Here is a 26,415-nt window from a genome sequence, read left to right as displayed (position 1 = left end):
GTCAGGATTCTCCGGTCGCGGCGGGATGGAGGGGGCGGGGGTCGTCGTCGGACGGGGCCGCCCCGAAGGCGCGAGCCAGGTTGCCCTGGGTCAGCACCGCGGCAGGGTGTCCGTGCGCGAGGACCCGACGGTGCAGCAGGACGGCCTCGTCGCAGAACTCCGGTACCCCCGCGAGGTCGTGCGTCGAGACGAGCACCGACCGGCCTTCCTCGCGCAGGTCCCTCAGGAGTGCGGTCATGGTGCGCTCGCTCGCCTGGTCGACTCCCGCGAAGGGCTCGTCGAGCAGCAGCAGGCGTGCGTCCTGCGCGATACTGCGGGCGATGAACACGCGTTTGCGCTGTCCGCCGGAGAGGCGGCCGATCTGGCGCCTCCCGAGGTCCGTCAGGCCCACCCGCTCGAGGGCCTCGCCGACGGCGGCGCGGTCCGCCGGGCGGAGCCGGCGCGCGGCGCCGAGGCGCCCGTATACGCCCATGCCGACGACGTCGGACACCGACACCGGGAAGGTCCAGTCCACCTCTTCGGCCTGGGGCATGTACGCGACGAGCCCCGCCCTCCGCGCCGCCGCCGTCGTCCGGCCGAAGAGCTCCACCGTGCCCTGCTGCGGGGCCACGAGCCCCATCAGTGCCTTGAACAGCGTCGACTTGCCCGAACCGTTGACGCCGATCAGGCCGCAGATGCTCCCGGCCCGCAGCGACACGGAGACGTCGTCGAGCGCCTGCACGTCGTCGTAGGTCACACTGACCCCGCGGACATCGAGGATCGGGGCACCGTCCTCCGGGTCGTCGCCCGGCGGCACGTGGTCGGTGGGCATGCTGCTCATCGGGAGAGTCCTTCCGCGATGGTCCGCAGGTCGTAGCGGATGAGGTCGACGAACGTCGGCACCGGGCCGTCCGCGGTGGAGAGCGAATCGACGTAGAGGGTCCCGCCGAGACGGGCGCCCGTGGCGAGGGCCACCTGCTCCTGGGCGGACGGATTGACCGTGGACTCGCAGAAGAGCGTCGGGACGTCGTTCTCCTCGACGAAATCGATGACACCGCGGATCTGGCGCGGGGTGCCCTCCGAATCGGCATTGACGGGCCAGAGGAAGGCTTCCTGCAGGCCCACGTCCCGCGCCAGGTAGGAGAACGCACCTTCGCAGCTGACCAGCGCCGGGTCGTCGATCCCGGCGATGTCCGCCCTGAAGTCGTCGAGGATGGCGTCGAGCTCGGCCTTCAGTGCGCGGCCGTTCTCCTCGAAATCGGCGGCGTGGCCGGGTTCGAGGCGCGAGAGGGCGGAGACGGTGTTGTCCACGTATCTCTGCGCGGCGACCGGCGACATCCATGCGTGCGGATTCGCGCGCCCCGTGTAGTCGCCGGATCGGATGTCCACCGGTTCCACGCCGTCGGAGAGGACCACGTGGGACGCGTCGACCGAGTTCAGGAACCGCTCGAACCATCGCTCCAGCCCGAGTCCGTTGTCGAGGATGAGGTCCGCCTCCTGGGCGCGGACCAGGTCCGAGGGTGTCGGTTCGTACCCGTGGATCTCCGCGCCGACCTTCGTGATCGACTCCACGCGGACGTGGCCCCCGCCCACCGTGTCGGCGAGATCCGCCAGGACGGAGAAGGTGGTCAGGACCAGCGCGCGGTCGTCCTGCCGGCTCTGGTCCGGTGCTGCCCCGGCCGACGCCGCACAGCCGGCGAGCAGGACGGAGGCAGCGAAGGCGGCCAGCCCCGTCGCCAGGACGGACCGATTTTGAGGCATGCCTAAATCTAGCGTCGAGGCACGCCGAAATCTAGGGCAGGGGCAGGTTCGCGCGCCACGCATGGGTGTAGTAGGGCAGGCGGAGCACTGCTCCCGGCCGGAAGGCGAGGTAGTCCGTCAGGTACCACGAGAGGTTGGTCTCGACCCGTGAGCGCAGCGCCGGGCTCGCCCGCCGGTAGTAGCTCCGCGACCGGGCCAGGTCGACGACGTCCTCGACGGCGAGTTCCTGCGTCCAGTGCACGAGCAGCTCCTCGGACGGGCCGAAGGACGGGCCGAAGGACGGGCGGTCCTCGGGGGAGAACACGTCCCCGGCGTGCATGATCCTCGAGAGCCTGTGGACCCAGGGCAGGGAGACATCGAGCTGGTTCCACACCACGGCGAGCCTGCCGCCGGGCCTCAGCACGCGGGCGGCCTCCCGAACGGTGGCTGCGTGGTCGCACCAGTGCCAGGTCTGCGCGAGCACCAGCAGATCGGCGGAGGACCGGGGGAGACCCGTGTGCTCGGCGGTGCCGACGACGGCGGGAACCTCCGGCAGGTGCGTGGCGAGGACGGCGAGCATGTCCTCGGAGGGATCGATCGCCGTGGCCTCGATCCCCCGCTCCACGAGATCACGGGTGAACAGTCCCGTCCCGGCGCCGACGTCGACCGCCTGGCGCGCGTCCGCCGGGACGATCCAGTCGGCCACGGCAGGGGGATAGCCGGGCCGCACGCGGTCGTAGCGCCCGGCGCCCGAGAGGTAGGCGCCCGCCAGCTCCCGCCGGCGGTCGTCGTCGAGCCTGGGGCCGATGCTCATGCTGTGTGTCCAGGTGCCGGGCGGCTGCTAGAGGAGATCGTCCACATCGGGATTGAGCGTGCGGAGGACCTCGCTGTGGAGTGTCCCGTTGGTGGCGAGTGCGTTCCCGCCGTGGGGTCCGTCCTCGCCGTCGAGCGAGGTGAAGCGGCCGCCGGCCTCGGTCACGATGGGGACGAGGGCCGCCATGTCGTACAGGTTCAGTTCGGGTTCACAGGCGATGTCGACGGCGCCCTCGGCCACGAGGCAGTAGGACCAGAAGTCGCCGTAGGCACGCGTCCGCCACACGCGGTCCGTCAGGTTGACGAACTCGGCGAGTGCCCCACGCTCGCGCCAGCCGGACAGGCTGGAGTAGGAGAGCGAGGCGTCCTCGAGGCGGGAGACGTTGGAGACCCTGAGGCGCTGGGCCGCGGCGAGGGACTTGCCGGTGTAGGCGCCGGTGCCCTCCGCGGCCCACCACCGCTTGCCCAGGGCGGGAGCACTGACGACACCGACGACGGGCTTGCCGTCGTCGACCAGCGAGATGAGCGTCGCCCACACGGGGACGCCGCGGACGAAATTCTTGGTGCCGTCGATAGGGTCGATCACCCAGCGGCGTGAGCCGGAGCCGGTGCTGCCGAACTCCTCGCCGAGCACGGCGTCGCGGGGCCGGGCCCTCGAGAGCTGCCCGCGGATCGCCTCCTCGGCGCCCTTGTCGGCGTCGGTCACGGGCGTGAGGTCCGGCTTGGTCTCGATCCGGAGGTCGAGGGCCTTGAAGCGGGACATCGTCTGGTCGTCGACGGAGTCGGCCATGATGTGCGCGAGCCGGAGGTCGTCGTTGTAGCCCTGCATGAAACTCATACCGATCAACCTATCCTCCCGGCGGGCCCGCGCATGCCGGGGCGCGGCCGGCGGGTCATGACAGCGAAAAGCCACCGCGGGCTCTCGCCGCGCGGTGGCTTTCGATCCGGCACCGCGTCAGCGGTGCCGAGCAGGATCAGAGAACGGTGATGTTCTCGGCCTGGGGACCCTTGGGGCCCTGGGTGGTCTCGAAGTTGACCTTCTGGTTCTCTTCGAGGGAACGGTAGCCGTTCGAGTTGATCGCGGAGAAGTGGGCGAACACGTCAGCGCCGCCGTCCTCGGGAGCGATGAAGCCGAAGCCCTTTTCGGCGTTGAACCATTTCACTGTGCCAGTAGCCATGTTGTACATCCTTACCTGGGAGAGCGTCCCGACGTTCGGGGCTCATCGTGGTGTTCGTTAACCGCTTTACGTCAAAAGCTGTCGAACTCCAGGTGGAGGGTCAAGGCTTGAAATTTAATGCGCAAACAACAACAGATGCCAGTCTAGCAGTTCCTCGCCTACTGCTGGCCCAGCTCCTTCGCATCGTGCGCGTTGCCCCGGGGGTCGGCGATCCCGGCCGTCAGCAGCCGGCGGAGGCTCGCAAGCCGGACCGGACCCGAGTCGCCCGCGAGCCCCTCGGCGACGAAGCCGTCCAGGCCGCAGTCCACCGCGTTGTCATCATGCCGGCAGCCACGCTCGCAGCGCTCGGTCCCGGGCTCGAGGTCGGGGAACGCCTGGAGGATGCGGTCCGCGTCGACGTGCGCCAGCCCGAAGGAGCGGATGCCGGGGGTGTCGATGATCCAGGTACCGGGGGATGCGTCCGCGGCCTTCAGGGCGAGGGCGGACGACGACGTGTGGCGCCCGCGCCCGGTGACGGCGTTGACGCCGCCCGTCGCGCGGGTGGACCCGGTGAGGGCGTTCACCATGGTGGACTTGCCCACGCCCGAGTGTCCCAGCAGCACGCTGACCTGGCCGTCGAGCTCGTCCCGCAGGGCGTCCACGGCTCCGTGCGAGAGCCGTGCGGATTCGCCGTCGTCGGACGTGGCCTCGATGCCCACGCCCTCGTCCGTCCGGCTGATGATGACCCGCAGGTCGAGGTGCTCGTAGTTGGCGAGCAGGTCCGCGGGGTCCCGGAGATCGGTCTTGGTGATGCACAGCAGCGGCTCGATCCCGGCGTCGTACGCGGCCACGAGCGCGCGGTCGATGAAGCCGGTCCTCGGCTCGGGGTTGGCCGCCGCGACGACGATGACCAGCTGGTCGGCGTTGGCGACGACGACGCGCTCCACCGGGTCCGTGTCGTCGGCGCTGCGCCGCAGCACGGTGCGCCGTTCCTCGATCCGTACGAGCCGCGCCAGGGAGTCCGGTCCGCCGGACAGGTCTCCCACGAGGGCCACGAGGTCACCGGCGACGACGGCGTTGCGCCGCAGCTCCCGTGCCCGGGCGGCCACGACGATCCGCTCGCCCGGTGTGTCCTCCTCGACCACCGTGGTGTAGCGGCCGCGATCCACCGTGACCACGCGACCGATCACCGCATCGTCGTAGGCGGGACGTGTCTTGGTCCGCGGGCGCGTGCCCTTCTTGTTGGGGCGGATCCGGACGTCCGACTCGTCCCAGGCGCGCGAACCCCTGCGGTTGCCGGCCTCGCTCATGACCGGGCGCCCGACTCGATCGTGGTGGACGCCGTGGCGGTGGACGCGACGGCCGCCCAGAGTTCGGGGAACTCCGGCATGGTCTTCGCCGTCGTGCCGATGTTCTCGACCTGCACGCCCTCGACGGCGAGGCCGAGGATCGCCCCGGCGGTCGCCATGCGGTGGTCCTCGTAGGTGTGGAAGACGCCGCCGTGCAGCGGGGCGGGCTCGATCACGAGGCCGTCGGCCGTCTCCTGAACCCTTCCGCCCAGTGCGGTGATCTCGGCGGCGAGGGCTGCCAGCCGATCGGTCTCGTGGCCGCGGAGGTGCGCGATCCCGGTGAGGGTCGACGGCGTCGTCGCGAGGGCACACAGCGCTGCCACGGTCGGGGCCAGCTCGGAGGTGTCCGCGAAGACTCCGCCGGAGATCGACCGCCCGCCGGTCACGGTCAGGGTGCCGCCGTCGAGCGTCGCCGTCGCACCCATCAGGGGCAGGATGCGGCGCCATTCGTCGCCGACCTGCGTGGTGCCGGACGGCCAGTTGCGGATGCGGATGGTGCCGCCCGTGACGACGGCGGCCGCCAGGAATGGTCCGGCGTTGGAGAGGTCCGGCTCGATCGCGACGTCGAACGCGGCGATGGGGCCCGGGGACACGTGCCAGTGGTCCGGGACGGAGTCGTCCACCGCGACGCCGAGGGAGCGCAGGGTCTCGACGGTCATGCGGACGTGGTCGAGGCTCGGCACGGGCTTGCCGACGTGCTCGAGGTGCAGTCCCTCGTCGAATCGCGCGCCGACGAGCAGCAGCGCGGACACGAACTGCGAGGAGGCGGACGCGTCGACAACGAGTCGGCCGCCCCGCACCCCGCCCCGGCCCTCGATGGTGAAGGGCAACGAACCCGCGCCGCCGTCGTCGATGCTGATGCCGAGGCCGCGCAGCGCATCGATGATCGCCCCCATCGGGCGGCGGCGCGCGTGGGGATCGCCGTCGAAGGCCGTGGTCCCGGTGACCAGGCCAGCCAGCGCCGGGACGAAGCGCATGACCGTCCCCGCGAGGCCGCAGTCGACGGTTCGTGCGGCCGGTTCGCGCGCACCCGTGGGAAGGGGCGTGACACGCAGGTCGGGCCCGAAGTCGCCGTCGCCCGGCACCTCGTCGATCACGGCACCGAGCGAGCGCAGCGCGGCGATCATCAGGGCGGAGTCACGGGAGTGCAGGGGGCGGCGGAGGACGCACGGACCATCGGCCAGCGCCGCGAGCACGAGGTAGCGATTCGTGAGGGACTTGGAGCCCGGAACCGAGATGGCTGCGTCCACGGCATGCGTCAGGCGGGGCGCCCGCCACATGGTCTGGCCGGGCACCCCGCCTGGGGAGATCATCACGGAGTCTAGGAACCGACGACGTCGGCGGCGGTCTTGCGCACGGCCTTGTCGGCCTTCTTCAGCTGCTTCCGCGCGTCCTTGCCGAGGCCGGTCGCGTTCTTCTTCGCGTCCATGGCGAGGTGCTCGGCCCGCCAGGCGAGGCCCGGGCGGCCGTTGGTGTCCACGGCGGCGAGCAGGACGGCGCCGATCAGTGAGAGATTCTTCAGCAGCTGGGTGCGGCGGGCTTTCTTGCCCTCCTTCGTGGCCGAATCGGCCGAGCGGTAGTCGACGAGGGCGTTGACCGTCGCGGTGACCGTGAGCAGCAGCGCGGCGACGCGGGAGAACCGGCCGATGCCCAGCAGCAGTGCGGCGCCGACCTGCGTTGCGCCGAGCACCTGGCCCACGAGCTTCTCGTTCCCGGTGATGGCGGCGGCCGAGGGGACCACCTTCGTGACGCCGGCCAGCACGGGCTTCAGCTGCGGTGCGGTGGCTCCGGCGTTGCGGAGCCGGTCGACGCCGGAGAACACGAAGCTGCCGGCGATCATGGGACGGGCGATTACGCGGACAAGGGTCACAACTGCCTCCTGGTTGCCCGGCGGCTTCTGCCGGGCATTGCTTGGACGGATACGAAGCACGCTGAGTCTAGTTTTGCATGCCGCGCCGGGCCGTGCGATCAGTGACCGCGACGGGTGCCGAGGTTGCAGCGGCCCCGCAGCGGACCGGCTGCGGGCGGACGTGCAGGAATAGAAGGTCCCGGCCGGAGGTTGGAGAGGGTGTACAGGAACCCGAACGGAAGGGGATGCACCGATGACGGTTCTCCAGACGGCGACGATCGGCAGGCCGGATTTCCAGCTGTCGACGACGGTGCAGCGCGCCGGCGCCCCGGCGTCGCGACGGGGCGGACGCGTAGACTTCGACTCGATGAATACAACAGCCCCCGCAGGCAGCAACCAGGCCGAAGACGCACAGCTGGACGTATCGACGGAGTCGGAGTCCGACCGCAAGGCGCGCTTCGAGCGTGACGCGATGCAGTACGTCGACCAGCTCTACTCGGCCGCCATGCGTATGGCCCGCAATCCCAGCGATGCGGAGGACCTGGTGCAGGAGGCGTACACCAAGGCGTTCTCCGCCTTCCACCAGTACAAGCCGGGCACCAACCTCAAGGCGTGGCTGTACCGCATCCTCACGAACACCTACATCAACCTGTACCGCAAGAGGCAGCGCGAGCCCCTGCAGTCGCACTCGGACACGATCGAGGACTGGCAGCTCGCGAAGGCCGCCGAGCACACGTCGATGGGGCTGCGCTCCGCCGAGGCGGAGGCGCTCGACCACCTGCCCGACTCGGACGTCAAGAGTGCGCTGCAGGCCATCCCCGAGGAGTTCAGGCTTGCCGTCTACTTCTCCGATGTCGAGGGCTTCGCGTACAAGGAGATATCGGAAATCATGAACACGCCCATCGGGACCGTCATGTCCCGGCTGCATCGTGGCCGAAAGCTGCTGCGCGAGCTTCTCGCGGAGTACGCCTACGAGCGGGGTCTCGGGGACGGCACAGGCGCCAGGGCCCGGGTGACGGCCGGCGGCGCGAAGGCAGCGGGCACAGAACAGGAGATGGAGAAATGAGCGATTGCGGGAGCATGGGCGACTGCGCCGACTCGAGGATCGAACGGCTGTACGAGTACCTGGACGGTGCGCTGTCGCATCAGGACCTGGTGGACATCAAGGACCACCTGGACGGGTGCCCGCAGTGCGCGGAGGAGCACGATCTCGAGTGCGTGATCCGCTCCGTGGTGAAGCGGTCCTGCACCGAGGTGGCGCCGTCCACGCTGAAGGCCAGCATCCTCGATCGCATCAGCCACCTGAAGATGGTGGACCACTGACCCTGCCGGCGGGGTACGTCATCCGACCGTAGAACGACAGAACCTCCGGACCCTTCGGGGCCAGAGGTTCTGTCGTTGTGCATCTCACGCCTGGACTCAGGTGTTGGGGCGCTTACCGTGGTTCGCGCCTCCGCGCTTGCGGTCGCGACGCTTGCGTGCTCGCTTGCTCATGGGCTGCCTCCTTCTTCTTCAGGCACTGTAGTCGTGCAGAACTGCACCCCAGTCTCCCATACGGCAACGGGCGTCACCTAAACAGCGGGGCACCGTCCCCTGCCCGCCGGGGAGGCGGCCCCTAGGATGGTCGGACCAGCCACGACCGAAGGAGCTTGTGCATGCGTGCTGCCTATGTAGCCACCCAGTCCGCGGAGGATCCCCTCGCCGGCCTGACCGTCGGGGAGCTCGAGCTTCCGGAGGCACCAACCGGTTTCCGCCGCGTCAGGGTCGTCGCGTCCTGCCTCAATCATCACGACCTCTGGTCCCTGCGGGGTGTGGGCCTGCCCGGGGAGCGGCTCCCGATGGTGCTCGGCTGCGACGCGGCAGGGGTCGACGACGACGGCGACGAGGTGATCGTGCACGGCGTCGTGTCCTCCGCGGGCTGGCGGGGCGACGAGACGCTGGACCCGAAACGTTCGCTGCTGTCGGAGCAGTACCCAGGCACCATGGCGGACGAGGTCTGGGTGCCCGAGCGCAATCTCGTGCCCAAGCCTCCCGAGCTCACCTTCGAGGAGGCGGCCTGCCTCCCGACGGCCTGGCTCACCGCCTACCGGATGCTGTTCACCGTGTCGCCGGCCGCGCCGGGTTCCACGGTCCTGGTGCAGGGCGCCGGCGGAGGGGTCGCGTCCGCGGTCATCGCGCTGGCGGCTGCCGCCGGATTCCGCGTGTGGGCCACCAGCCGGAGCGAGGAGAAGCGCCGGCGCGCCCTCGACCTGGGCGCGGATCGCGTGTTCGACGACGGCGCGCGCCTTCCCGAGCGCGTCGACGTGGTCTTCGACTCGGTGGGGGAGGCGACCTGGGGCCACTCCCTGAAGTCCCTCGTGCCGGGTGGGACGATCGTGACCTGCGGGGCGACCAGCGGCCCCGCGCCGTCGGCCGATCTCAACCGGGTGTTCTTCCTCCAGCTGCGGGTGCTCGGTTCCACCATGGGCACGCGGGAGGAGCTGATCCGGCTGACGCGTTTCCTCGTGACGACCGGGGTCAAGCCGGTGATCGACAGCGTGCTGCCGCTCGAGGACGCCGCACAGGGCTTCCGGCGCATGCTGGACGGCGAGGTGTTCGGGAAGATCGTCTTCCGCCACTAGCCGCTCCGGCTCCGTCCGGACCGGCCGGAACACGAAAGGGACCCTCCGGCATGGAGGGTCCCTTTCGCCTGCTGCGTCAGTCCTGGTCGGTGGCTCCGGCGGCGAGGATGGCGGTGCGCTGCTCCCGCCGCAGGGCCTGCACCGCGGGGTCCGGGACCGGAGCGGCGGCGAGGAGCCTCCGGGTATAGGCGTCGCGCGGGTACTTCAGCACCTGCTCGGTGCTGCCCTGCTCCACGAGGTTGCCCTTGTTGAGGACAGCGATGTGGCTGGCCAGGAGCTCGACGACGGCGAGGTCGTGACTGACGAACAGGCAGGCGAAGCCCCGCTCGCGCTGCAGCTCCTGCAGGAGCTCGAGGACCTTCGCCTGCACGGACACGTCGAGGGCCGAGGTGGGTTCGTCGGCCACGAGGAGGTCAGGCTGCAGCGACAGGGCCCGGGCGATCCCGACGCGCTGGCGCTGGCCACCGGAGAGCTCGTGCGGGTACCGATTGCGGAACGCCACCGGCAGCTGCACGTCCTCCAGCAGGGAGGCGACGCGCTTGTCCAGTTCGCCGCGGCCCAGCTTCTCGTGGAGGAGCAGCGGTTCGCCGATGCTGTCACCGATCGACAACCTCGGATTCAGCGACGCCGCGGGATCCTGGAACACGATCGCGAACTTCTTGCGCAGCGGCAGGAGCTGCCGCGCCGTCAGCTCCGTGATGTCGGTGCCGCCGATCCTCACCCTGCCGCCGGAGGTCCTGATGAGGCCCGTGACCGCGCGCGCGATCGTCGACTTGCCGGAGCCCGACTCGCCGACGAGACCCATGACCTCGCCGGGGTTGATGGTCAGCGAGACGCCGTTGACCGCCTTGAAGGGAGGCTGACGGAAGCGCCCCGGGTACTCGATGTCCACATCCGTGAGTTCCAGGGCCGGGACGACGCCCGACGCGGTGTGCGTCTCCCGGGCGCGGAGGGCGGCCTCGGCGTACTCCTCGTGGATGCTGAGATGCCCGTCCACCACCTCGACGTCGGCGAGCACCCCGCCGACCTTCGAGCCCAGGTGGGGGACCGCCCCGAGGAGCTGCTGGGTGTACGCCTCCGTCGGGGCGGCGAACAGCCGGGCCGTGGGAGCGGCCTCGACGATCCGGCCCTTCTCCATGACCACGACGTGGTCCGCGAGATCGGCGACCACGCCCATGTCGTGGGTGATGAGCAGGACCGCGCTGTTCAGCCGCTTGTTCAGCTTGCGCAGCAGGTCCAGCACCTCCGCCTGCACCGTGACGTCGAGCGCCGTCGTCGGTTCGTCCGCGATCAGGAGCATCGGGTCGTTGGCGAGGGCGATGGCGATCATGGCGCGCTGGCGCTGACCGCCGGAGAACTGGTGCGGGAACGAGTCGTAGCGGCGTTCCGCCTCGGGGATCTCGACCATGCGCAGCAGCTCGATGGCGCGCTTCTTCGCCTGGGCGGGGGAGAGCTCGGTGTGCTGCTCGACGGCCTCGCGGATCTGCTCACCGACGGTGAGGACCGGGTTGAGCGCCGTCATGGGCTCCTGGAAGATCATCGCGATCTCATTGCCGCGTACGCGGCGCAGCGTCCCCTGCGGGGCGCCGATGAGCTCCTTGCCGAGCATCCTCGCACTGCCGTGCGAGCGTCCGTTGCGGGGCAGGAGCCCGAGCAGTGCCATGGAGGACATGCTCTTGCCCGAGCCGGACTCGCCGACGATCGCGAGGATCTCACCGGGGTGGATCTCGTAGGAGACGTCCTCGGCGGCCATGACCCACTCGTTGTCGACGTTGAAGTCGACGCCGAGTCCCTTCACGGCGAGGATGGGGCCGTTCCCGAGGGGGACCTGCTCGTCGGAGATGACGACGGAACTGTGTGCTGCCATTACTGCTTCACCCTTGTCTGCTTGGGGTCGAACGCGTCTCGCAGGCCGTCGCCGATGAAGTTGACGGCCAGGGCGATGCCGATGATGAAGGCGCCCGGCCAGAGGAACAGCCACGGCCGGACCGTCAGCGCGGAGCGGTTGTCGTTGATGGCCTTGCCGAGCGAGGTATCCGGCGCGACGACGCCGAGACCGAGGTAGCTCAGTGCGGTCTCCAGCAGGATGGCTCCGGAGATGGCGAGGGTCGTCGAGACGATGATCACCCCCACCGTGTTCGGCAGGATGTGGCGGAAGATGATGCGGAACGAGCTGGCGCCCACGGACTTCGCCGATTCGACGAACTCCTTCTCCCGCAACGACAGAAACTCGCCGCGCACGAGCCGCGCGAGGCCTGTCCAGGTGACGACACCGAGGAACACGGCGAAGGGGATGATCCCGGCCTTCGCGACGATCCCGGCCACCGCCGCGGCGATGACGACGGTGGGGATGGTGATGACGACGTCGGTGATCCGCATCAGGAACGCCTCGGTCCAGCCGCGGAAGTATCCGGCCAGCGCGCCGACCGTGGTGCCGATCACCATGGCGACGAGCCCGACGATGAAGGCGATGATCAGCGAGGTCTGGGTGCCGCGCATCGTGAGCGCGAAGTAGTCGCGGCCCAGGACGTCCTGCCCGAACGGATGCTCGCCGAGGCTGAAGGGCCACAGCGTGAGCGTGGGCCGACCTTCGTTGAACCGGGGAGCGAGGACGTCGTATTCCTTGTTCCACCAGCCCGGGAGGCCGGCGAAACCGATGGAGCTGAAGGCGAGGATGAAGATGAGGACCAGCAGGGCTATGCCGGCGAGGGCGCCCTTGTGCCGGAAGAACCGCTCGCGGATCAGCCTGCCCTGGCTCTTGGCCTCCGTGGTGCGGATGCGGTCCGTCTGGTCCCTGGTGGGCCGGGCCGTCGAGATGTCCGTGTCCTGGCTCTGCAGGGTCATCTCGGACAGCTCGACGGATGCTCGGGAGTCGTCCCGGTTCTTGTCGTGTGGAGTCATGGGGGGTCCTAGCTCAGGGTGATGCGCGGGTCGAGGAAGGCGTAGGCGATGTCGGCGAGCATGTTGAACAGCACGGCGGCCGTCCCGACGACGAGGAAGAAGGCCATGACCGGCCCCGGATCCACGTTCGCGATGCCGTCGACGAACATCTTGCCCATGCCGTTCCAGCCGAAGACCTGCTCGGTGATGACGGCGCCACCGAGGACGCCGGCGAAGTCGAACGCCATCAGCGTGGTGATCGGGATCATCGCGTTGCGGAACGCGTGCTTGACCAGCACGGTCCGTTCGCTGAGGCCCTTGGCCCGGGCGGTGCGGATGTAGTCCTGGTTCATCACGTCGAGCTGGCTCGCGCGGGTGTAGCGGGTGTAGGTGGCGAAGGAGATCAGAGTGAGGGCGATCGTCGGCAGGATCAGGTGCAGTGCGTAGTCGAGGTTGATCTCCCAGAACGTGCCCTCGAGGTTGGCCGACTGCGATCCGGTGGTCGGGATCGGGCGCCCACCCGCCTTGGCGGACAGGGTGGGGTAGGCCTGCAGGAGGCGGTCGAGCACGATCAGCAGGCTCACCGACACGGCGATCACGGCCCCGATCTTGGCGGCCTGCGCGCGGAACGGACCGCCGACCACCCCGGCCACGACGTAGGAGACGACGGCCAGGGCCACGACGAGCACGATGACGAGGAACCAGTTGGGATCCGACAGGAGGGGGATCGAGACGAGGTAGCCGACGAAGCTCACGCCCGCAGCGGCGAGGGCGGCGTTCAGCACGCGACGACGGCGGAATCCGGCGAGCAGGGCGGTCCACAGGACGGCGATGCCCGCCGCTGAGACGAGCATGCCCACGACGCCGAAGCCGGGCGCGACGAACCAGCCCGTGACGAGGAGCAGGTAGAGCGCCAGCGCGGTGGCGACGGCGGCGATGCCGAACACCATGAGGCGACGCCGCCGGTCACCACCGACGACGATCGCCCAGACCACGCCGGCGACCACCCCTATCAGGGCGATCGTGAGGTAGGAGAACTGCGGATTCGCCAGCCAGGTGTTGAGGTCGATCGCCAGGTACTGCTTCAGCAGCGTGGAGAGCCAGAACAGGGGCAGGGAGAACAGCAGGAAGGAGATGAAGGTGACCGAGTAGTCGAAGGTGCTGTACTGGCGGATCGCCGTGACGATCCCGACGACGACACCGAGGACCAGGGCCAGCACGGTGGCGACGACGACGAGTCGCAGCGTCGAGCCGATGGCGTTCTCGAGCTGGGGGAGGACGGCCGCCCCGGTGCGGTCCTGGCCGAGCGTGCAGCTGATGCCGCCCGGGACGAGGCAGTGGCCGACGTCCTGGAGCCAGAGGAAGTAGCGGGGGATGGGCGGGACGTCCAGGTTCATGGCTGCAGTCCGTGCCGCGATCGTCGCGGCCTTCTCGGGGCCGCTCGTCTCACCGAGGTCCTCGAAGGGGTCGCCCGACGAGATGGTGAGGAAGTACATCAGCGTGGTCGCTGCGAGCATGATGAAGAACGAGATGATCGTCCGCTTGGCGATGAAGTAGAACACGTGGGGGCTCCTAGGAAACGGTGCAGGCTGGCGCGGCGGCCGGGCACAGGGACGGGCAGGCCCGTGGGAGCCTGCCCGTCCTCATGCGTCAGCCGGAATGAGCGATCAGTTCTGCTTCGTCCAGCTGTAGGCATTCCAGGTGATGCCGGTCTGCGTCGGGTTCAGTTCCACGCCCTGGAGCTTGGAGGAGTACCCGATGATGTCCGCGTTCGCGTAGAGCACCACGTTGTACTGGGTCTCCGCGAGGCGCTGTTCCATCTCGGTCTTGAGCGGGACGACCTGCTCCTCGTCGGTGTTGGTGACGATCTCGCTCCACAGGCGGTCGACCTCTTCGTCGGCGTAGCCGCCGAAGTTCTGTGCACCCTCGGAGATGTAGATGGACTCACCCGAGGCCACCAGGCCCGAACCGGACCAGCCGAAGATGACGGCGTCCCAGGACCCGGGCTGCGAGAGCTTGGCGCTCCACTCGGCCTCGGGCTGCGGGATGATCTCGAAGCCGGCCTTGTCACAGGAGTCCTTGACGAGAGCGACCATGTCGGCGCGGAGCTGGCTGGTCGAGGCGAACATCAGGGAGACCTTGACGGGCTCGGTCTTGCCGGCCTCGGCGAGGAGGGCCTTCGCGCCTTCGATGTCGGCGGTCCCGTCGCCCTGTGCGGCAGGGGCACCGTCGAGGACCGTGTCGTAGTCGGGCTGTCCCGGCTGGTACTCGCGCAGGTTCATGACCGTACCCTCGGGGTCGATCGGCGTGACGAACTTGTCGACCATGTCCGCGCGGGGAACGCAGGCCTGGAAGGCCTGGCGCACCTTGACGTCCTCGAAGACGGCTCCGGGACGCTGGTCCAGGTCGATGTGCGAGAAGGTGAGCGACGTCCCGGTGTCGACCGTGACGTTCTCGCCGATCTGCTCGAGCGCCGCCTTGGTATCGACCGTGGGGCTCGAGGGATCGATGACGTCGACGTCACCGTTCTGCAGGGCCTGGACCGCTTCCTCGTCCACGATGGTCTTGAAGACCATGGTGTCGGTCTTGCCTGCGCGCTCCTCGCCCCAGTACTGGTCGTTCTTGACCAGGGTCAGGGTGCCGTTGACCGCGTTGTCCAGCTTGTAGGGGCCGGAGGAGGGCAGCAGCGCGGTGTCGGGAAGGGTCGGGAGATCCACCTCGTAGTTCCAGCCCGCGTTCCAGAACTCGGCGACCGGCTTGAGGGCCTCGATGTCGTCTGCCTGGATGGCTTCGACCAGTTCCGCGCCGTCGCCCTCGGGTGACATGCCACCCTGTTCAGCGGCGATGTGCGCCGGCATCAGTGTGCCCGGGGTGAGCAGCGCTTCCCAGTCCGCGTAGGGCTCGGAGAAGACGGTCTCGAACTCCTTGGCTCCGGGCTCGCCCTCGATCTTCTCCATGAGGGCGAAGCCGTTGGTCGACGCAGCCTGGAAGATGTCGGCTTCCTCGCCCGTCTCCGGGTCCGTCTCGCCGCTCGGGTGGGTGCCGGACAGGGCCGCCCAGGTCAGCAGCACGTCGTCGAAGTCGATCGGCGTGCCGTCGGACCACACAGCATCTTCGTTGATGGTGTATTTGACGGTCAGGGGATCGTCGCTGGTCTTCTCGTACGTACCGAACTCGGTGTTCGGCTCCAGTTCGCCTGCGGCCGTGAAGGCTGCGAAGCCCGCCGACGTCAGGTTGTCCACGTAGGTGTTGTAGACCGAGTTGGTGCTGGCGGTGTTGCCGTTGTAGCCCGTGGGAGCCTGGCTGATCGCGATGTTGATGGTGGTCGCCAGGTCTTCCGAGGCGCCTTCCGACGCCGGGGTCTCAGCGGTTCCGCCCGCCGATCCACAGGCGCTCAGCATGAGCGCTCCGATGGACAGTGCGGCGAGCGTCAAGGTGCGCTTATTACGCATTCGATAGTCCTTACTGTGCTTGGCGCGAGGGACGCAGTCATGACCCTCGAGGCGGATTGCGGCAGTGACGGCAATCACACTGGGTCAGCATAGCGAACGATCGTTGCCTCTAGACACTCAGTGAACCATTGATAACCCATTCGTTACCTCTGTGAAATATAAGGTTTCTGAGGAACGCAAAAGCCCCGACGACGGCGTGTCATCGGGGCCTTCCTGCGCGAAGCGGGTCTACTCTGGCGCGGGCACGTCGAGCCATTGGAACCAGCCCCGGTGCAGCACCAGCCACGCCATGAGGCCGTATCCGGCCTGCCCGGGGGTGCCGCCGTTGGCGGCGAGGTCGTGCCGCCACTGCTCGTGCGCCAGCAGCGGGGTGAACGTATCGACGAAGACGTGCTTGCGTCGCGTCGTGACGTCTCCGAAGGCTGCGGACAGATCGGCCAGGCGCCTGTTCCGCTCGGCGTCGAGGCCGGGGGGCGGCCCGACCACCAGGACCTTGACGCTCGACTGGGACGCGCCGTCGAGGATGTTCGCGAGGTTGAGCCGGCTGCGGGCGGTGGAGAGGTCGAGATCGAGATCGCGGTCCGACAGGCCGATGACCAGACGGTTCTCGTGTCCATCCGCGAAGCGGCGGCCCGCCTCCTGCAACCAGCGGTTCGCCAGCGCTTCCGTGCCCTCGGCGGGCGCGGGGAGGCTGAAGGCCTCGATCACGGCGTTGTCGGGGCGCGTGCGGGCCATGACGCGACCGAGCCAGCCGAGGGCGCGGGGATCACCGATCCCCGCGAGGAGTTCGTCGCCCACTGCTGCTAGCCGGATTCTGCGTTGTTCCACTGGTCCCTCGGTGTGCTGGTCGTCGGTGTGCGGGTGGGTCCGGCGGCGCTGCCTGCCGGCCTCGATCCCTTAAAAGACATCAGGTGGGGCCATGGGCCCCACCTGACATCATACTGATGGCTTACTTCTGCCGGCCGAACGCCTTCTTGATGAGCAGTTCCTGCTCGATCGCGTGGTTCTTGGCCGAGCCCGTGGCGGTCGAGGCCGAGGCCGGTCGGCTGGCGAGCCTGAGGGGCCGGTCCAGCTCCTGCGGCAGGTTCAGGCCGATGAACGGCCATGGCCCCTGGTTCGCCGGCTCGTCCTGCGCCCACACGAGCTCGGCGTTCGGGTACGCACCGACGGCGGCCCTGATCTCCTCCACGGGGAGCGGGTAGAGCTGCTCGACGCGGACGATGGCCGTCCGGTCGTCGTCGAGCTTCTGCCGTGACGCCAGGAGGTCGTAGTACAGCCTGCCGGACACCATGATCACGCGCTCGACGTCCTTGCCCGAGGTCCCGAGCGTGTCGGGGATGACCGGGCGGAACGTGCCCTGCGTGAAGTCCTCGACCGAGCTCGCCGCACCCTTGAGACGGAGCAGCTGCTTCGGCGTGAAGATCACGAGGGGCTTCCTCGGCCGGGTGTACGCGTGGCGGCGCAGCAGGTGGAAGTGGGACGCCGCACTGCTGGGGTTGGCGACCACCATGTTCTGCTCGGCGCACATCTGGAGGAAGCGTTCGATCCGGGCGGACGAGTGGTCCGGCCCCTGCCCCTCGTAGCCGTGCGGGAGCATGAGGACCAGCGAGGACCGCTGGCCCCACTTCTGTTCGGCCGAGCTGATGAACTCGTCGATGATCGTCTGCGCGCCGTTGACGAAGTCGCCGAACTGCGCCTCCCAGATCACCAGGGCATCGGGCCGCTCCACGGAGTAGCCGTACTCGAAGCCCATCGCCGCGTACTCGCTGAGCAGGGAATCGTAGACCCAGAACTTCGCCTGGTCCTGAGCGAGGTCGTCCAGGGGCAGCCACTCGTGGCCCGTCGCGCGGTCGTGGAAGACCGCGTGGCGCTGCACGAAGGTGCCGCGCCGTGAGTCCTGGCCGGCGAGCCGCACGGGCACGCCCTCCATGAGCAGCGATCCGAAGGCCGCGATCTCGCCGAAGCCCCAGTCGATGCCACCCTCGCGCGCCATCTGCTCACGCTTCTCCAGGAGGGCCTTCAGCTTGGGATGGACGGTGAAGCCGTCGGGGATCGAGGTGTGCGCGGCACCGATGTGGGCCAGGGTCTCCGCGCTGATCGCCGTCTGAGGTGCAGCGCCCGCGGCGCCGTCGGCCTGCTGGGCGTAAGGACGCTCGAGGTCGGACACCGCCTGGGGATCCTTCGTGATCACGGGGATGGGCGAGGTCTGAGCGGCGTGCGTCTCCGCGAATACGCGCTCCAGGCGTTCCTGGTAGTCGCGGAGCGCCTGCTCCGCCTCCTCCTGCGTGATGTCCCCGCGCCCGATGAGCGCCTCGGTGTAGAGCTTGCGGACCGAGCGCTTCGCCTCGATGAGGTTGTACATCATCGGCTGCGTCATCGAGGGGTCGTCACCCTCGTTGTGCCCACGGCGGCGGTAGCACACCATGTCGATGACGACGTCCTTGTTGAAGCGCTGGCGGAACTGGTACGCCATCTGCGCCACGCGCACCACGGCCTCGGGATCGTCCCCGTTCACGTGGAAGATCGGGGCCTGGACCATCTTCGCGACGTCCGTCGAGTACACCGACGAGCGCGACGACGTCGGGCTGGTGGTGAAGCCGACCTGGTTGTTGACGATCACATGGATGGTGCCGCCCGTGCGGTACCCGCGCAGCTGCGAGAGGTTCAGGGTCTCCGCGACGACGCCCTGGCCCGCGAAGGCCGCGTCGCCGTGGATGAGGATCGGCAGCACCGGGAAGGTCTCGCCCTGGTCGAGCAGGTCCTGCTTGGCGCGGACGATGCCCTCGAGCACGGGGTCGACGGCCTCGAGGTGCGAGGGATTGGCAGCCAGGTAGACCTTCGTCTCGTTGCCGGCGTCGGAGGTGAAGGTCCCCTCGGTGCCGAGGTGGTACTTCACGTCACCGGAACCCTGGACGGAGCGCGGGTCCTGCGTACCCTCGAACTCGCGGAACACCTGCGCGTAGGTCTTGCCGGCGATGTTCGTGAGCACGTTCAGTCGGCCGCGGTGGGCCATACCGATCGCGACCTCGTCGAGGCCGTCGTCCGCTGCTCCGGAGATGACGGCGTCGAGCAGCGGGATGAGCGACTCGCCGCCCTCGAGGGAGAAGCGCTTCTGCCCGACGAACTTCGTCTGGAGGAACGTCTCGAAGGCCTCCGCCGAATTGAGCTTGTGCAGGATGCGCAGCTGCTCCTCGCGGCTCGGCTTGGAGTAGGGGTGCTCCAGCTCGTCCTGGAACCACTGCCGCTCGGCGGGGTCCTGCAGGTGCATGTACTCAATGCCCGTGGTGCGGCAGTAGGCATCACGGAGGACGCCGAGCATGTCGCGGAACTTGAGCATCGGCTGGCCGCCGAACCCACCGGTCGGCCATTCGCGGTCGAGGTCCCACAGCGTCAGCCCGTGCGTGCGGATGTCGAGATCGGCGTGCTTGCGCTGCACGTACTCGAGGGGGTTCGTGTCCGCCATGAGATGGCCACGCACGCGGTAGGCGTGGATGAGCTGCTGGATCCGGGCGACCTTGTTGATCTGGTCCATCGGATCCACCTGGATGTCGGCACTCCAGCGCACCGGCTCGTAAGGGATCCGCAGCGACTCGAAGATCTCGTCGTAGAAGCCCTGCTCACCCAGCAGGAGCTGGTGGATGATCCGCAGGAACTCGCCGCTGCCCGCGCCCTGGATGACGCGGTGGTCGTAGGTCGAGGTCAGCGTGATCGTCTTGCTGATGGCGTGCTTGGCCAGGGTCTTCTCGCTCGAACCCTGGAACTCGGCAGGGTACTCGAGGGCGCCCGCTCCGATGATGCAGGCCTGTCCCCTGGAGAGCCGGGGCACGGAGTGCACCGTCCCGATCCCGCCGGGATTGGTGAGGGACACCGTGGTGCCGGCGTAGTCGTCGGCACCGAGCTTGCCCGCGCGGGCCTTCCTCACGAGGGCCTCGTAGGCGTGCCAGAACTCCGAGAAGTTCATGGTCTCGGCCTTCTTGATGTTCGGCACCACGAGCGAGCGCGTGCCGTCCGGCTTCGGCATGTCGATGGCGAGACCGAAGTTCACGTGCGCGGGCTGCACGGCGGACGGTTTGCCGTCGATCACGTCGTAGTAGACGTTCTGCGAGGGGAACTGGGCCAGCGCCCGGATGATCGCGTAGCCGATGAGGTGCGTGAACGAGACCTTGCCGCCCCGGGCGCGCGCGAGGTTGCTGTTGATGACCACGCGGTTGTCGATCAGCAGCTTCGCGGGGATGGCGCGGACGCTGGTCGCGGTCGGGACGGTGAGGCTGGCCTCCATGTTGGTGGCGATCGCCTTGGCGGGTCCACGCAGCACACTGACCTTGTTCTCGTCCATCTCGGCATTCCGGTCCGAGGCCGGGAGCTGCGCAGGGATGGGCTTGGCGGCGGACTTCTCCTCGCGGGAGGTCTCGGGCTTCCTGGCCGGTTCCTTCGCCACGGGAGGCTTGCCGCTCTCCTGCGTACTGGCCGGGCTCTCGCCCGACGCCTTGGGTGCGGGTGCCTCCGCCGTGACGACGGGGAGTTCCTTGGTCGGCGGATGGGCCGTCACCGACGATGTGGGGCTTCCGGCAGCAGGGGCCTGGGGCCTGGTCGACGCGGGTGCGGTCGCGGGATCGGCTGGCTTCGACGCCGAGGGGCGTCCGTTCTCCGCAGGCGCCGACTCCGCATCGAACGAATCGAAGAGCTCCCACCACTTCCGGTCGACCGAGTGGCGGTCCTTCTGGAACTGCTCGTAGAGTTCGTCAACAAGCCACTCGTTCCCGCCGAATTCTTCAGGTAACCGGTGGCTGGTCTGTTCTGGCACGTGTAAACGCCTCTTCCGTAAGTTGCCCTGAGCGCGGAGCGGTCGGCAGGATCGGCGCGAAGCCGTGTCTGGACCCTGTCCAAGTGTAGTGACAGGACTGACGAACAATCCAATCAGCCGCGTCGCCCGGGTACCCTCCGGAGCGGGTACCGCGGGCGCCCCGGGAGTGGCACCCGGAGTGGGAGCGGCACGGCCGACGCACTAGACTCTTTGCGGCCGTCCACGCGGTCGCTCAGCCCGCCGCTCACCCCGCCGTCGAGACAGGGACACCATGCGCTTCATCACCCCGCCCACCACCGATCTCACCTACTCGGACGTCTTCCTCGTTCCCTCCGCGTCCGAGGTGGTCTCCCGGTTCGACGTCGATCTGTCCTCCGACGACGGCACGGGCACCAGCATCCCCCTCGTCGTCGCGAACATGACCGCGGTCACGGGGCGCCGCATGGTCGAGACCGTCGCGCGCCGAGGAGGTATCGGCGTACTTCCGCAGGACGTGCCCGCCGAGGTGATCGCGGAGGTCACGTCCTGGGTCAAGGAACGGCATCCCGTCTTCGAGACGCCGCTGAAGCTCCGGCCGGGCAGCACCGTGATCGACGCGCTGCACCTCATGTACAAGCGGGCGCACGGCGCGGTGCTCGTCGTCGACGACGGCGGGACCTGCGTGGGGGTGGTCAACGCCGCCGACTGCGAGGAGGTGGACCGGTTCGCCTCCCTCGAGTCCGTGATGCGCCCCGCCCCGGCGGCGTTCGATGCGGCCCTGTTCGACGACGACCCCTCGGCCGCCCTGCAGAAGGCGTTCGAGGACCTCGACGGCGCGCGCGCCTCGCTCGCCCCGGTGGTGCGCGACGGCGTCCTGCAGGGCGTCATCACCCGCACCGGCGCGCTCCGCTCCACCATCTACGATCCCGCGCTCGACGGAGCGGGGAGGTTGCGGGTGGCCGCGGCGGTGGGCATCAACGGGGACGTGGAGGCGAAGACTGCCGCCCTGCTGGACGCGGGTGTCGACGTGCTCGTCGTCGACACCGCGCACGGCCACCAGCGGAAGATGCTGGATGCGCTCGCGGTCGTGCGGGGACTGCACCCCACGGTCCCGATCGTGGCCGGCAACGTGGTCAGCGCCGAGGGGGTGCGCGACCTCGTCGCTGCCGGGGCCTCGATCGTCAAGGTCGGCGTGGGTCCCGGTGCCATGTGCACCACCCGCATGATGACGGCCGTCGGCCGTCCCCAGTTCTCCGCGGTGCACGAGTGCGCCCGGGCCGCAGCCGACCTCGGCGCCCACGTGTGGGCCGACGGCGGGGTGCGCCACCCCCGCGACGTCGCCCTCGCGCTCGCCGCGGGAGCCAGCCAGGTGATGATCGGTTCCTGGTTCGCCGGGACGTACGAGAGCCCCGGCGACCTGCAGACCGACAGCAACGGCCGGCGCTACAAGGAGAGTTTCGGCATGGCCTCGGCGCGAGCGGTCCAGAACCGGACACGGCGCGACGACGTGTTCGCCCGGGCACGCAAGGGCCTGTTCGAGGAAGGCATCTCGACCTCCAAGATGTACCTCGACCCTGCCCGCCCGGGCGTGGAGGACCTGCTGGACATGATCACCGCCGGCGTGCGCAGCTCCATGACCTATGCGGGCGCCACCTCCCTCGCCGAGTTCCGTGAGCGCGCCGTCGTCGGCGTGCAGTCGGCGGCCGGCTACGAGGAGGGCCGTCCGCTCCAGCAGAGCTGGTAGGGCGCGTGGGGCCGGCTCCCTGCACGGATCGGTGCGATCGCGGTCAGCGGAATCGCGTGTGGCGGAGAAGGGCGGAGCCGGTAAACTGGCCTTCTTATGGACAGTCCTTCTAGGGGCCGGCTCGACGCCGGCATCCCCTCTCCTCTTGCCCATGCGCTGTCCGGCCCGCAGGCCGGACCTCCCGCCGACGCGGACCACGGCCCGGTGCCACTGCCGACGGACGCCGCGGACCCCCTCAGACGGGGACCGCTGCGAACCCTGTCCCGCCCGACCGGGAAGGGGTAGCAGCGGTGGAATGGATCTATCTCGCCGCCGGTGTACTCCTCGTCCTCGGGACGGGGTTCTTCGTGGCGGTCGAGTTCGCGCTCGTCGCGCTCGACCAGACCTACGTCCAGCGGGCGGTCGACGACGGCGACACCGGGGCCGAACCGCTGCTCCGCTGCCTGAGGTCGCTCTCCACGCAGCTCTCGAGCTGCCAGCTGGGCATCACGATGACCACCCTGCTCACGGGGTACGTGATGGAGCCGTCCGTCGGGCGGCTCCTCGAGGGTCCGCTGACGTCCCTCGGGCTCTCGGAGGCGCTCGTGGCGTCCTCCTCGATCGTCATCGCGATGGTGCTCGCCACCCTGCTCTCGATGCTGATCGGTGAGCTCGTCCCCAAGAACCTCTCCATCGCCCTGCCGTTCCGGGTGGGCAAGGCCCTCGCGCGGCCGCAGCTGCTCTTCACTGCCGTCTTCAAGCCGGCCATTATCGTGCTCAACGGGTTCTCGAACCGGGTCCTGAACGTGTTCGGACTCGAGGCGAAGGAGGAGATCTCTGGCGCGCGCACGCCGTCCGAGCTCTCGTCCCTGGTCCGTCGTTCGGCCGAGATGGGAACGCTCGACCAGTCCACCGCCACCTTCCTGGCACGCACCTTCAGCTTCTCCGAGCGCACGGCCGCGGACGTCATGACGCCGCGGATCCGCATGGAGGTCATCGACTCCGACCAGACGGTCGCCGACGTCGTCGAGGCGGCCCGGCGCACGGGCTACTCGCGGTTCCCCCTCATCGGTGAGTCCGCCGATGACATCCGTGGCGTGGTCCACGTGAAGAAGGCCGTCTCCGTCCCACGCCACAAGCGGGCGGAGCTACCGGCGGGCACCATCATGACCGACGTGCTGCGCGTGCCGGAGACCGTGCACCTCGACTCGTTGCTCAGCGAACTCCGGGAGGCCAACCTGCAGCTCGCCGTCGTGCTGGACGAATACGGCGGGACCGCGGGCGTCGCGACGCTCGAGGACCTCGTCGAGGAGATCGTGGGCGAGGTGAAGGACGAGCACGACAAGCTGAAGCCGGGGGTGCTCCAGAGCGCGGCCGGCGATTGGTTCTTCCCCGGCCTCATGCGTCCTGACGAGGTCACCCTGCAGATCCCCGACCTCGTGGTGCCGGACGAGGCAGGGTACGAGACGGTCGCGGGGTTCATCCTCGCCGAACTCGGCCGCGTCGCCGAGGCGGGCGACGTCGTCAGCGTCCCGGCGGGGACGCTCACGGTGGAGCGCATGGACGGACGGCGGATCGACCGCGTCCAGTTCCGGCCGACGCCGGTCCAGGGGCCGCTCGAGCCGGACGGGTCCGGCAGTGCCGCTGACGATGCTGCCGACCCTGCCCCGGACCGTGCCGTCGTCCCTGAGCACCGACCGGTGACCGACGAGACGCGACCGCAGCGCGCCGGGACTCCCGCACTCGCGGGGAGCACGGCCGTGGGGAAGGACCACCGATGAGTGACTGGGCAGGGATCGTCTGGCTCGTCGTCCTCCTGATGGGCAACGCCTTCTTCGTCGGCGCCGAGTTCGCGGTGATGTCGGCACGCCGCAGCCAGATCGAGCCTCTGGCCGATGCCGGCTCGAAGCGTGCCCGCACCACCATCTGGGCGATGGAGCACGTGTCCCTCATGCTGGCCTGTTCCCAGCTCGGCATCACGGTGTGCTCGCTGCTCATCCTCCAGGTCGCGGAACCTGCCATCCACCACCTGTTCGTGGTGCCGTTCGAGGCCGTCGGTGTTCCCGAGGGACTGGCCGACGGTGTGGCGTTCGCACTGGCACTGCTGCTCGTCACGTTCCTGCACGTCACGTTCGGCGAGATGGTGCCGAAGAACATCTCGGTGTCCGTCGCCGACAAGGCGGCGCTGCTGCTGGCACCCCCGCTCGTCATGATCGCGCGGATCGTCAACCCGGTGATCTCCTCGCTCAACTGGGCCGCGAACCACATCCTGCGGGCCATGAAGGTGGAACCGAAGGACGAGGTGTCCTCGACCTACACGCTCGAGGAGGTGCAGTCGATCGTCGAGGAGTCGACGAAGAGCGGCCTGGTCGACGACGAGTCCGGACTGATCACCAGCGCGCTCGAGTTCTCCGGGCAGACCGCCGAGACCACCATGATCCCGCTCACCGAACTGGTGACGATCCGGACCGATGCGACGCCCGAGGACTTCGAGCGGGCCGTGGGCCGCACCGGTTTCTCGCGATTCGTGATGGTGGACGAGCACGGCAACCTGACGGGATACATGCACCTGAAGGACATCATGTCCATGCCGCAGGCGATGTACCGCAGACCGATCACCGAGAACAAGGTCCGCACCCTGGCCAACCTCGCCCTGAACGACGAGATCGAGGACGCGCTGGCCGTGATGCAGCGCACGGGCTCCCACGTGGCGCGCGTGCTCGGGCACGACGGCGCAACACGAGGGGTGCTGTTCCTCGAGGACGTGATCGAGCAGTTGATCGGCGAGATCCGCGATGCGACGCAGAATCATGGCGCGCGGCGATCGGGAGAGGGCGTCAACGGGGCCGAGACGACGGTCGGCTGACAGGCGCTACCCGTGCGTGCCGTATGCGAATGATTCCCGTTTCGGCTAGACTCGATTCGCTAACGTAAACAGTTCTCAATAGTCTGATCGAGGTCCTCCATGCCCGCTTCCCGTCCTCTCGCCGTGACTGCCCTCCTCGCGGCCTCGGCCCTCGGCCTCGCCGCCTGTGGCGGCGGGACCCCGGACGGCGGAGCGGACGCCGGGTCCGCCGGAGCGGGCGGGGTCCTCTCGGTCGTGACGTCCACGAACGTGTTCGGGAACATCGCTTCGGTGGTCGGCGGCGAGGACGTCGAGGTCACCTCGATCGTCGACAGCCTCAGCCAGGATCCGCATTCGTACGAGGCGACGGTGCAGGACAAGCTGTCCGTCTCCGAGGCGGACCTCGTGATCGAGAACGGGGGAGGGTACGACACCTTCCTCGGCCGCCTCGCGGAGGAGACGGGGGTGGGGGCGGTGCTGAACGCCGTCGAACTGTCCGGACTCGAGGATGCCGCCGAGAGCGAGGAGCACGCCGACGAGGCGGCTGGACACGCCGAGGAGGCGGAGTCCTCGGAGGCCGGCCATGCCGACGAGGACGGCCACGGCCACGGCGCGTTCAACGAGCACGTCTGGTACGACCTGCCGGCCATGGTCACCCTGGCCGATGCGATCGCGGATGAGCTCGGACGGCTCGACGGGGCCAACGCCGACGCCTACCAGGAGCGGGCAGACGCCTTCGCGGCAGAGTTGCAGCCGGTGCAGGACCGCCTGGCCGCGCTGGCCGCCGAGGGGGCAGGCAAGGAGGTCGCGGTCACGGAACCCGTTCCCGCCTACCTGCTCGAGGCGGCGGGTCTCGAGAACGTGACTCCGGAGGGATTCAGCGAGGCGGTCGAGGAGGAGACCGACGTCCCGGTGGCTGCACTGAACGAGATGAAGGACCTCGTCAGCGGTGGCCGGCTGGCCTTCCTTGCCTACAATGACCAGACCGAGGGATCGCAGACGGAAGCGGTCCGCTCGGCCGCTGACGGTGCCGGCCTCCCGGTGCTGGACTTCACCGAGACACTGCCCGACGGCGAGGACTACGTGTCCTGGATGACGGCCAACACGGACACCGTCGAGGCCGCCCTCGAGGGCTGAGGCCGTCCGGCCGAGAACCGGAGCGAACGGCCGGAACGTGCCGCCGCCACCTCCACCGCCACCGCCACGACAGACTGGAAGCCGCCC

At 69.0% G+C, this 26,415-nt stretch carries 22 protein-coding genes; 7 read left to right on the top strand and 15 right to left on the bottom strand.

All coding sequences use genetic code 11. The annotated features are described in order from the left end of the window. Nucleotide 1: 1 nt before the first annotated feature. The 8 genes from FNH21_RS01955 to FNH21_RS01920 all read right to left on the bottom strand — a co-directional run bounded on the left by FNH21_RS01955 (nucleotide 2) and on the right by FNH21_RS01920 (nucleotide 6,908). Entirely contained in the window at nucleotides 2-820 is an 819-nt protein-coding gene (locus FNH21_RS01955) for a metal ABC transporter ATP-binding protein (RefSeq protein ID WP_422108733.1), read from the bottom strand. Further along, nucleotides 817-1,740, bottom strand: a complete 924-nt coding sequence (locus tag FNH21_RS01950; protein ID WP_152811917.1) for a metal ABC transporter substrate-binding protein — start codon at nucleotides 1,738-1,740, stop codon at nucleotides 817-819. The genes FNH21_RS01955 and FNH21_RS01950 overlap by 4 nt, the downstream gene beginning before the upstream one ends. Before the next feature lie 31 nt (nucleotides 1,741-1,771). Further along, complete coding sequence (locus tag FNH21_RS01945; RefSeq protein WP_152811915.1) at nucleotides 1,772-2,533, bottom strand: class I SAM-dependent methyltransferase; 762 nt, start codon at nucleotides 2,531-2,533, stop codon at nucleotides 1,772-1,774. A gap of 27 nt (nucleotides 2,534-2,560) precedes the next feature. Then, nucleotides 2,561-3,370 carry a histidinol-phosphatase gene (gene hisN / locus FNH21_RS01940; protein WP_152811913.1) on the bottom strand — a complete coding sequence of 270 codons (810 nt, stop codon included), beginning with the start codon at nucleotides 3,368-3,370 and terminating at the stop codon, nucleotides 2,561-2,563. A gap of 136 nt (nucleotides 3,371-3,506) precedes the next feature. Next, nucleotides 3,507-3,710: a cold-shock protein gene (locus FNH21_RS01935; RefSeq protein ID WP_043446208.1), complete on the bottom strand. Its 204-nt coding sequence runs from the start codon at nucleotides 3,708-3,710 to the stop codon at nucleotides 3,507-3,509. 158 nt (nucleotides 3,711-3,868) lie between these two features. Continuing rightward, nucleotides 3,869-4,999, bottom strand: a complete 1,131-nt coding sequence (gene rsgA, locus FNH21_RS01930) for a ribosome small subunit-dependent GTPase A (protein ID WP_152811911.1) — start codon at nucleotides 4,997-4,999, stop codon at nucleotides 3,869-3,871. Then, nucleotides 4,996-6,351: a 3-phosphoshikimate 1-carboxyvinyltransferase gene (gene aroA, locus FNH21_RS01925; RefSeq protein WP_152811909.1), complete on the bottom strand. Its 1,356-nt coding sequence runs from the start codon at nucleotides 6,349-6,351 to the stop codon at nucleotides 4,996-4,998. Before aroA ends, rsgA begins: the two co-directional genes overlap by 4 nt. Before the next feature lie 8 nt (nucleotides 6,352-6,359). Beyond that, complete coding sequence (locus FNH21_RS01920) at nucleotides 6,360-6,908, bottom strand: DoxX family membrane protein (protein ID WP_191931522.1); 549 nt, start codon at nucleotides 6,906-6,908, stop codon at nucleotides 6,360-6,362. A 346-nt stretch (nucleotides 6,909-7,254) separates the two neighbouring features. Here FNH21_RS01920 and FNH21_RS01915 point away from each other — a divergent pair, with 346 nt between their 5' ends. Beyond that, nucleotides 7,255-7,953, top strand: a complete 699-nt coding sequence (locus FNH21_RS01915; protein ID WP_241742825.1) for a sigma-70 family RNA polymerase sigma factor — start codon at nucleotides 7,255-7,257, stop codon at nucleotides 7,951-7,953. Continuing rightward, nucleotides 7,950-8,210: a mycothiol system anti-sigma-R factor gene (rsrA, locus tag FNH21_RS01910; protein ID WP_152811907.1), complete on the top strand. Its 261-nt coding sequence runs from the start codon at nucleotides 7,950-7,952 to the stop codon at nucleotides 8,208-8,210. The genes FNH21_RS01915 and rsrA overlap by 4 nt, the downstream gene beginning before the upstream one ends. Nucleotides 8,211-8,306: 96 nt before the next feature. Here rsrA and FNH21_RS17480 read toward each other — a convergent pair whose 3' ends face one another. Then, nucleotides 8,307-8,381: a 50S ribosomal protein bL37 gene (locus FNH21_RS17480; RefSeq protein WP_369299106.1), complete on the bottom strand. Its 75-nt coding sequence runs from the start codon at nucleotides 8,379-8,381 to the stop codon at nucleotides 8,307-8,309. Nucleotides 8,382-8,542: 161 nt separating this feature from the next. Between FNH21_RS17480 and FNH21_RS01905 the strand changes: the two genes are divergently transcribed. After that, nucleotides 8,543-9,508, top strand: coding sequence for a zinc-binding dehydrogenase (locus tag FNH21_RS01905; protein WP_152811905.1), 966 nt, complete (start codon nucleotides 8,543-8,545; stop codon nucleotides 9,506-9,508). Between the two features lie 76 nt (nucleotides 9,509-9,584). Here FNH21_RS01905 and FNH21_RS01900 read toward each other — a convergent pair whose 3' ends face one another. From FNH21_RS01900 to FNH21_RS01875, 6 genes are all read right to left on the bottom strand, one after another. Then, nucleotides 9,585-11,375 carry an ABC transporter ATP-binding protein gene (locus FNH21_RS01900; protein WP_152811903.1) on the bottom strand — a complete coding sequence of 597 codons (1,791 nt, stop codon included), beginning with the start codon at nucleotides 11,373-11,375 and terminating at the stop codon, nucleotides 9,585-9,587. Next, nucleotides 11,375-12,409 (bottom strand): ABC transporter permease, encoded by a 1,035-nt coding sequence (locus FNH21_RS01895; RefSeq protein WP_241742694.1) that lies wholly within the window; start codon nucleotides 12,407-12,409, stop codon nucleotides 11,375-11,377. Before FNH21_RS01895 ends, FNH21_RS01900 begins: the two co-directional genes overlap by 1 nt. A gap of 8 nt (nucleotides 12,410-12,417) precedes the next feature. Further along, nucleotides 12,418-13,950 carry an ABC transporter permease subunit gene (locus FNH21_RS01890; RefSeq protein WP_191931521.1) on the bottom strand — a complete coding sequence of 511 codons (1,533 nt, stop codon included), beginning with the start codon at nucleotides 13,948-13,950 and terminating at the stop codon, nucleotides 12,418-12,420. A 105-nt stretch (nucleotides 13,951-14,055) separates the two neighbouring features. Continuing rightward, nucleotides 14,056-15,840 carry an ABC transporter family substrate-binding protein gene (locus FNH21_RS01885; protein ID WP_152811901.1) on the bottom strand — a complete coding sequence of 595 codons (1,785 nt, stop codon included), beginning with the start codon at nucleotides 15,838-15,840 and terminating at the stop codon, nucleotides 14,056-14,058. Nucleotides 15,841-16,068: 228 nt separating this feature from the next. Next, nucleotides 16,069-16,668 carry a GDSL-type esterase/lipase family protein gene (locus tag FNH21_RS01880; RefSeq protein ID WP_191931520.1) on the bottom strand — a complete coding sequence of 200 codons (600 nt, stop codon included), beginning with the start codon at nucleotides 16,666-16,668 and terminating at the stop codon, nucleotides 16,069-16,071. A gap of 121 nt (nucleotides 16,669-16,789) precedes the next feature. Continuing rightward, complete coding sequence (locus FNH21_RS01875) at nucleotides 16,790-20,644, bottom strand: multifunctional oxoglutarate decarboxylase/oxoglutarate dehydrogenase thiamine pyrophosphate-binding subunit/dihydrolipoyllysine-residue succinyltransferase subunit (protein WP_191931519.1); 3,855 nt, start codon at nucleotides 20,642-20,644, stop codon at nucleotides 16,790-16,792. A 271-nt stretch (nucleotides 20,645-20,915) separates the two neighbouring features. On the opposite strand from FNH21_RS01875, the gene guaB1 reads away from it, so the two are divergent. From guaB1 to FNH21_RS01855, 4 genes are all read left to right on the top strand, one after another. After that, on the top strand, nucleotides 20,916-22,367 hold the full coding sequence (guaB1, locus tag FNH21_RS01870) for a GMP reductase (protein WP_152811898.1): 1,452 nt from the start codon (nucleotides 20,916-20,918) through the stop codon (nucleotides 22,365-22,367). Between the two features lie 290 nt (nucleotides 22,368-22,657). Further along, complete coding sequence (locus FNH21_RS01865; RefSeq protein ID WP_191931518.1) at nucleotides 22,658-24,127, top strand: CNNM domain-containing protein; 1,470 nt, start codon at nucleotides 22,658-22,660, stop codon at nucleotides 24,125-24,127. After that, complete coding sequence (locus tag FNH21_RS01860) at nucleotides 24,124-25,212, top strand: hemolysin family protein (protein ID WP_152811896.1); 1,089 nt, start codon at nucleotides 24,124-24,126, stop codon at nucleotides 25,210-25,212. The genes FNH21_RS01865 and FNH21_RS01860 overlap by 4 nt, the downstream gene beginning before the upstream one ends. Before the next feature lie 99 nt (nucleotides 25,213-25,311). Next, the gene (locus FNH21_RS01855) at nucleotides 25,312-26,328 is read left to right on the top strand and encodes a metal ABC transporter solute-binding protein, Zn/Mn family (RefSeq protein WP_152811894.1); all 1,017 of its coding nucleotides are present in this window, start codon (nucleotides 25,312-25,314) and stop codon (nucleotides 26,326-26,328) included. Nucleotides 26,329-26,415: the final 87 nt, after the last annotated feature.

This window comes from Arthrobacter bussei (assembly GCF_009377195.2).
Classification (GTDB): Bacteria; Actinomycetota; Actinomycetes; order Actinomycetales; family Micrococcaceae; genus Arthrobacter_D; species Arthrobacter_D bussei.
The sequence above is the reverse complement of the archived record's forward strand: the minus strand, read 5'-3'. Positions and strand labels throughout refer to the sequence as shown.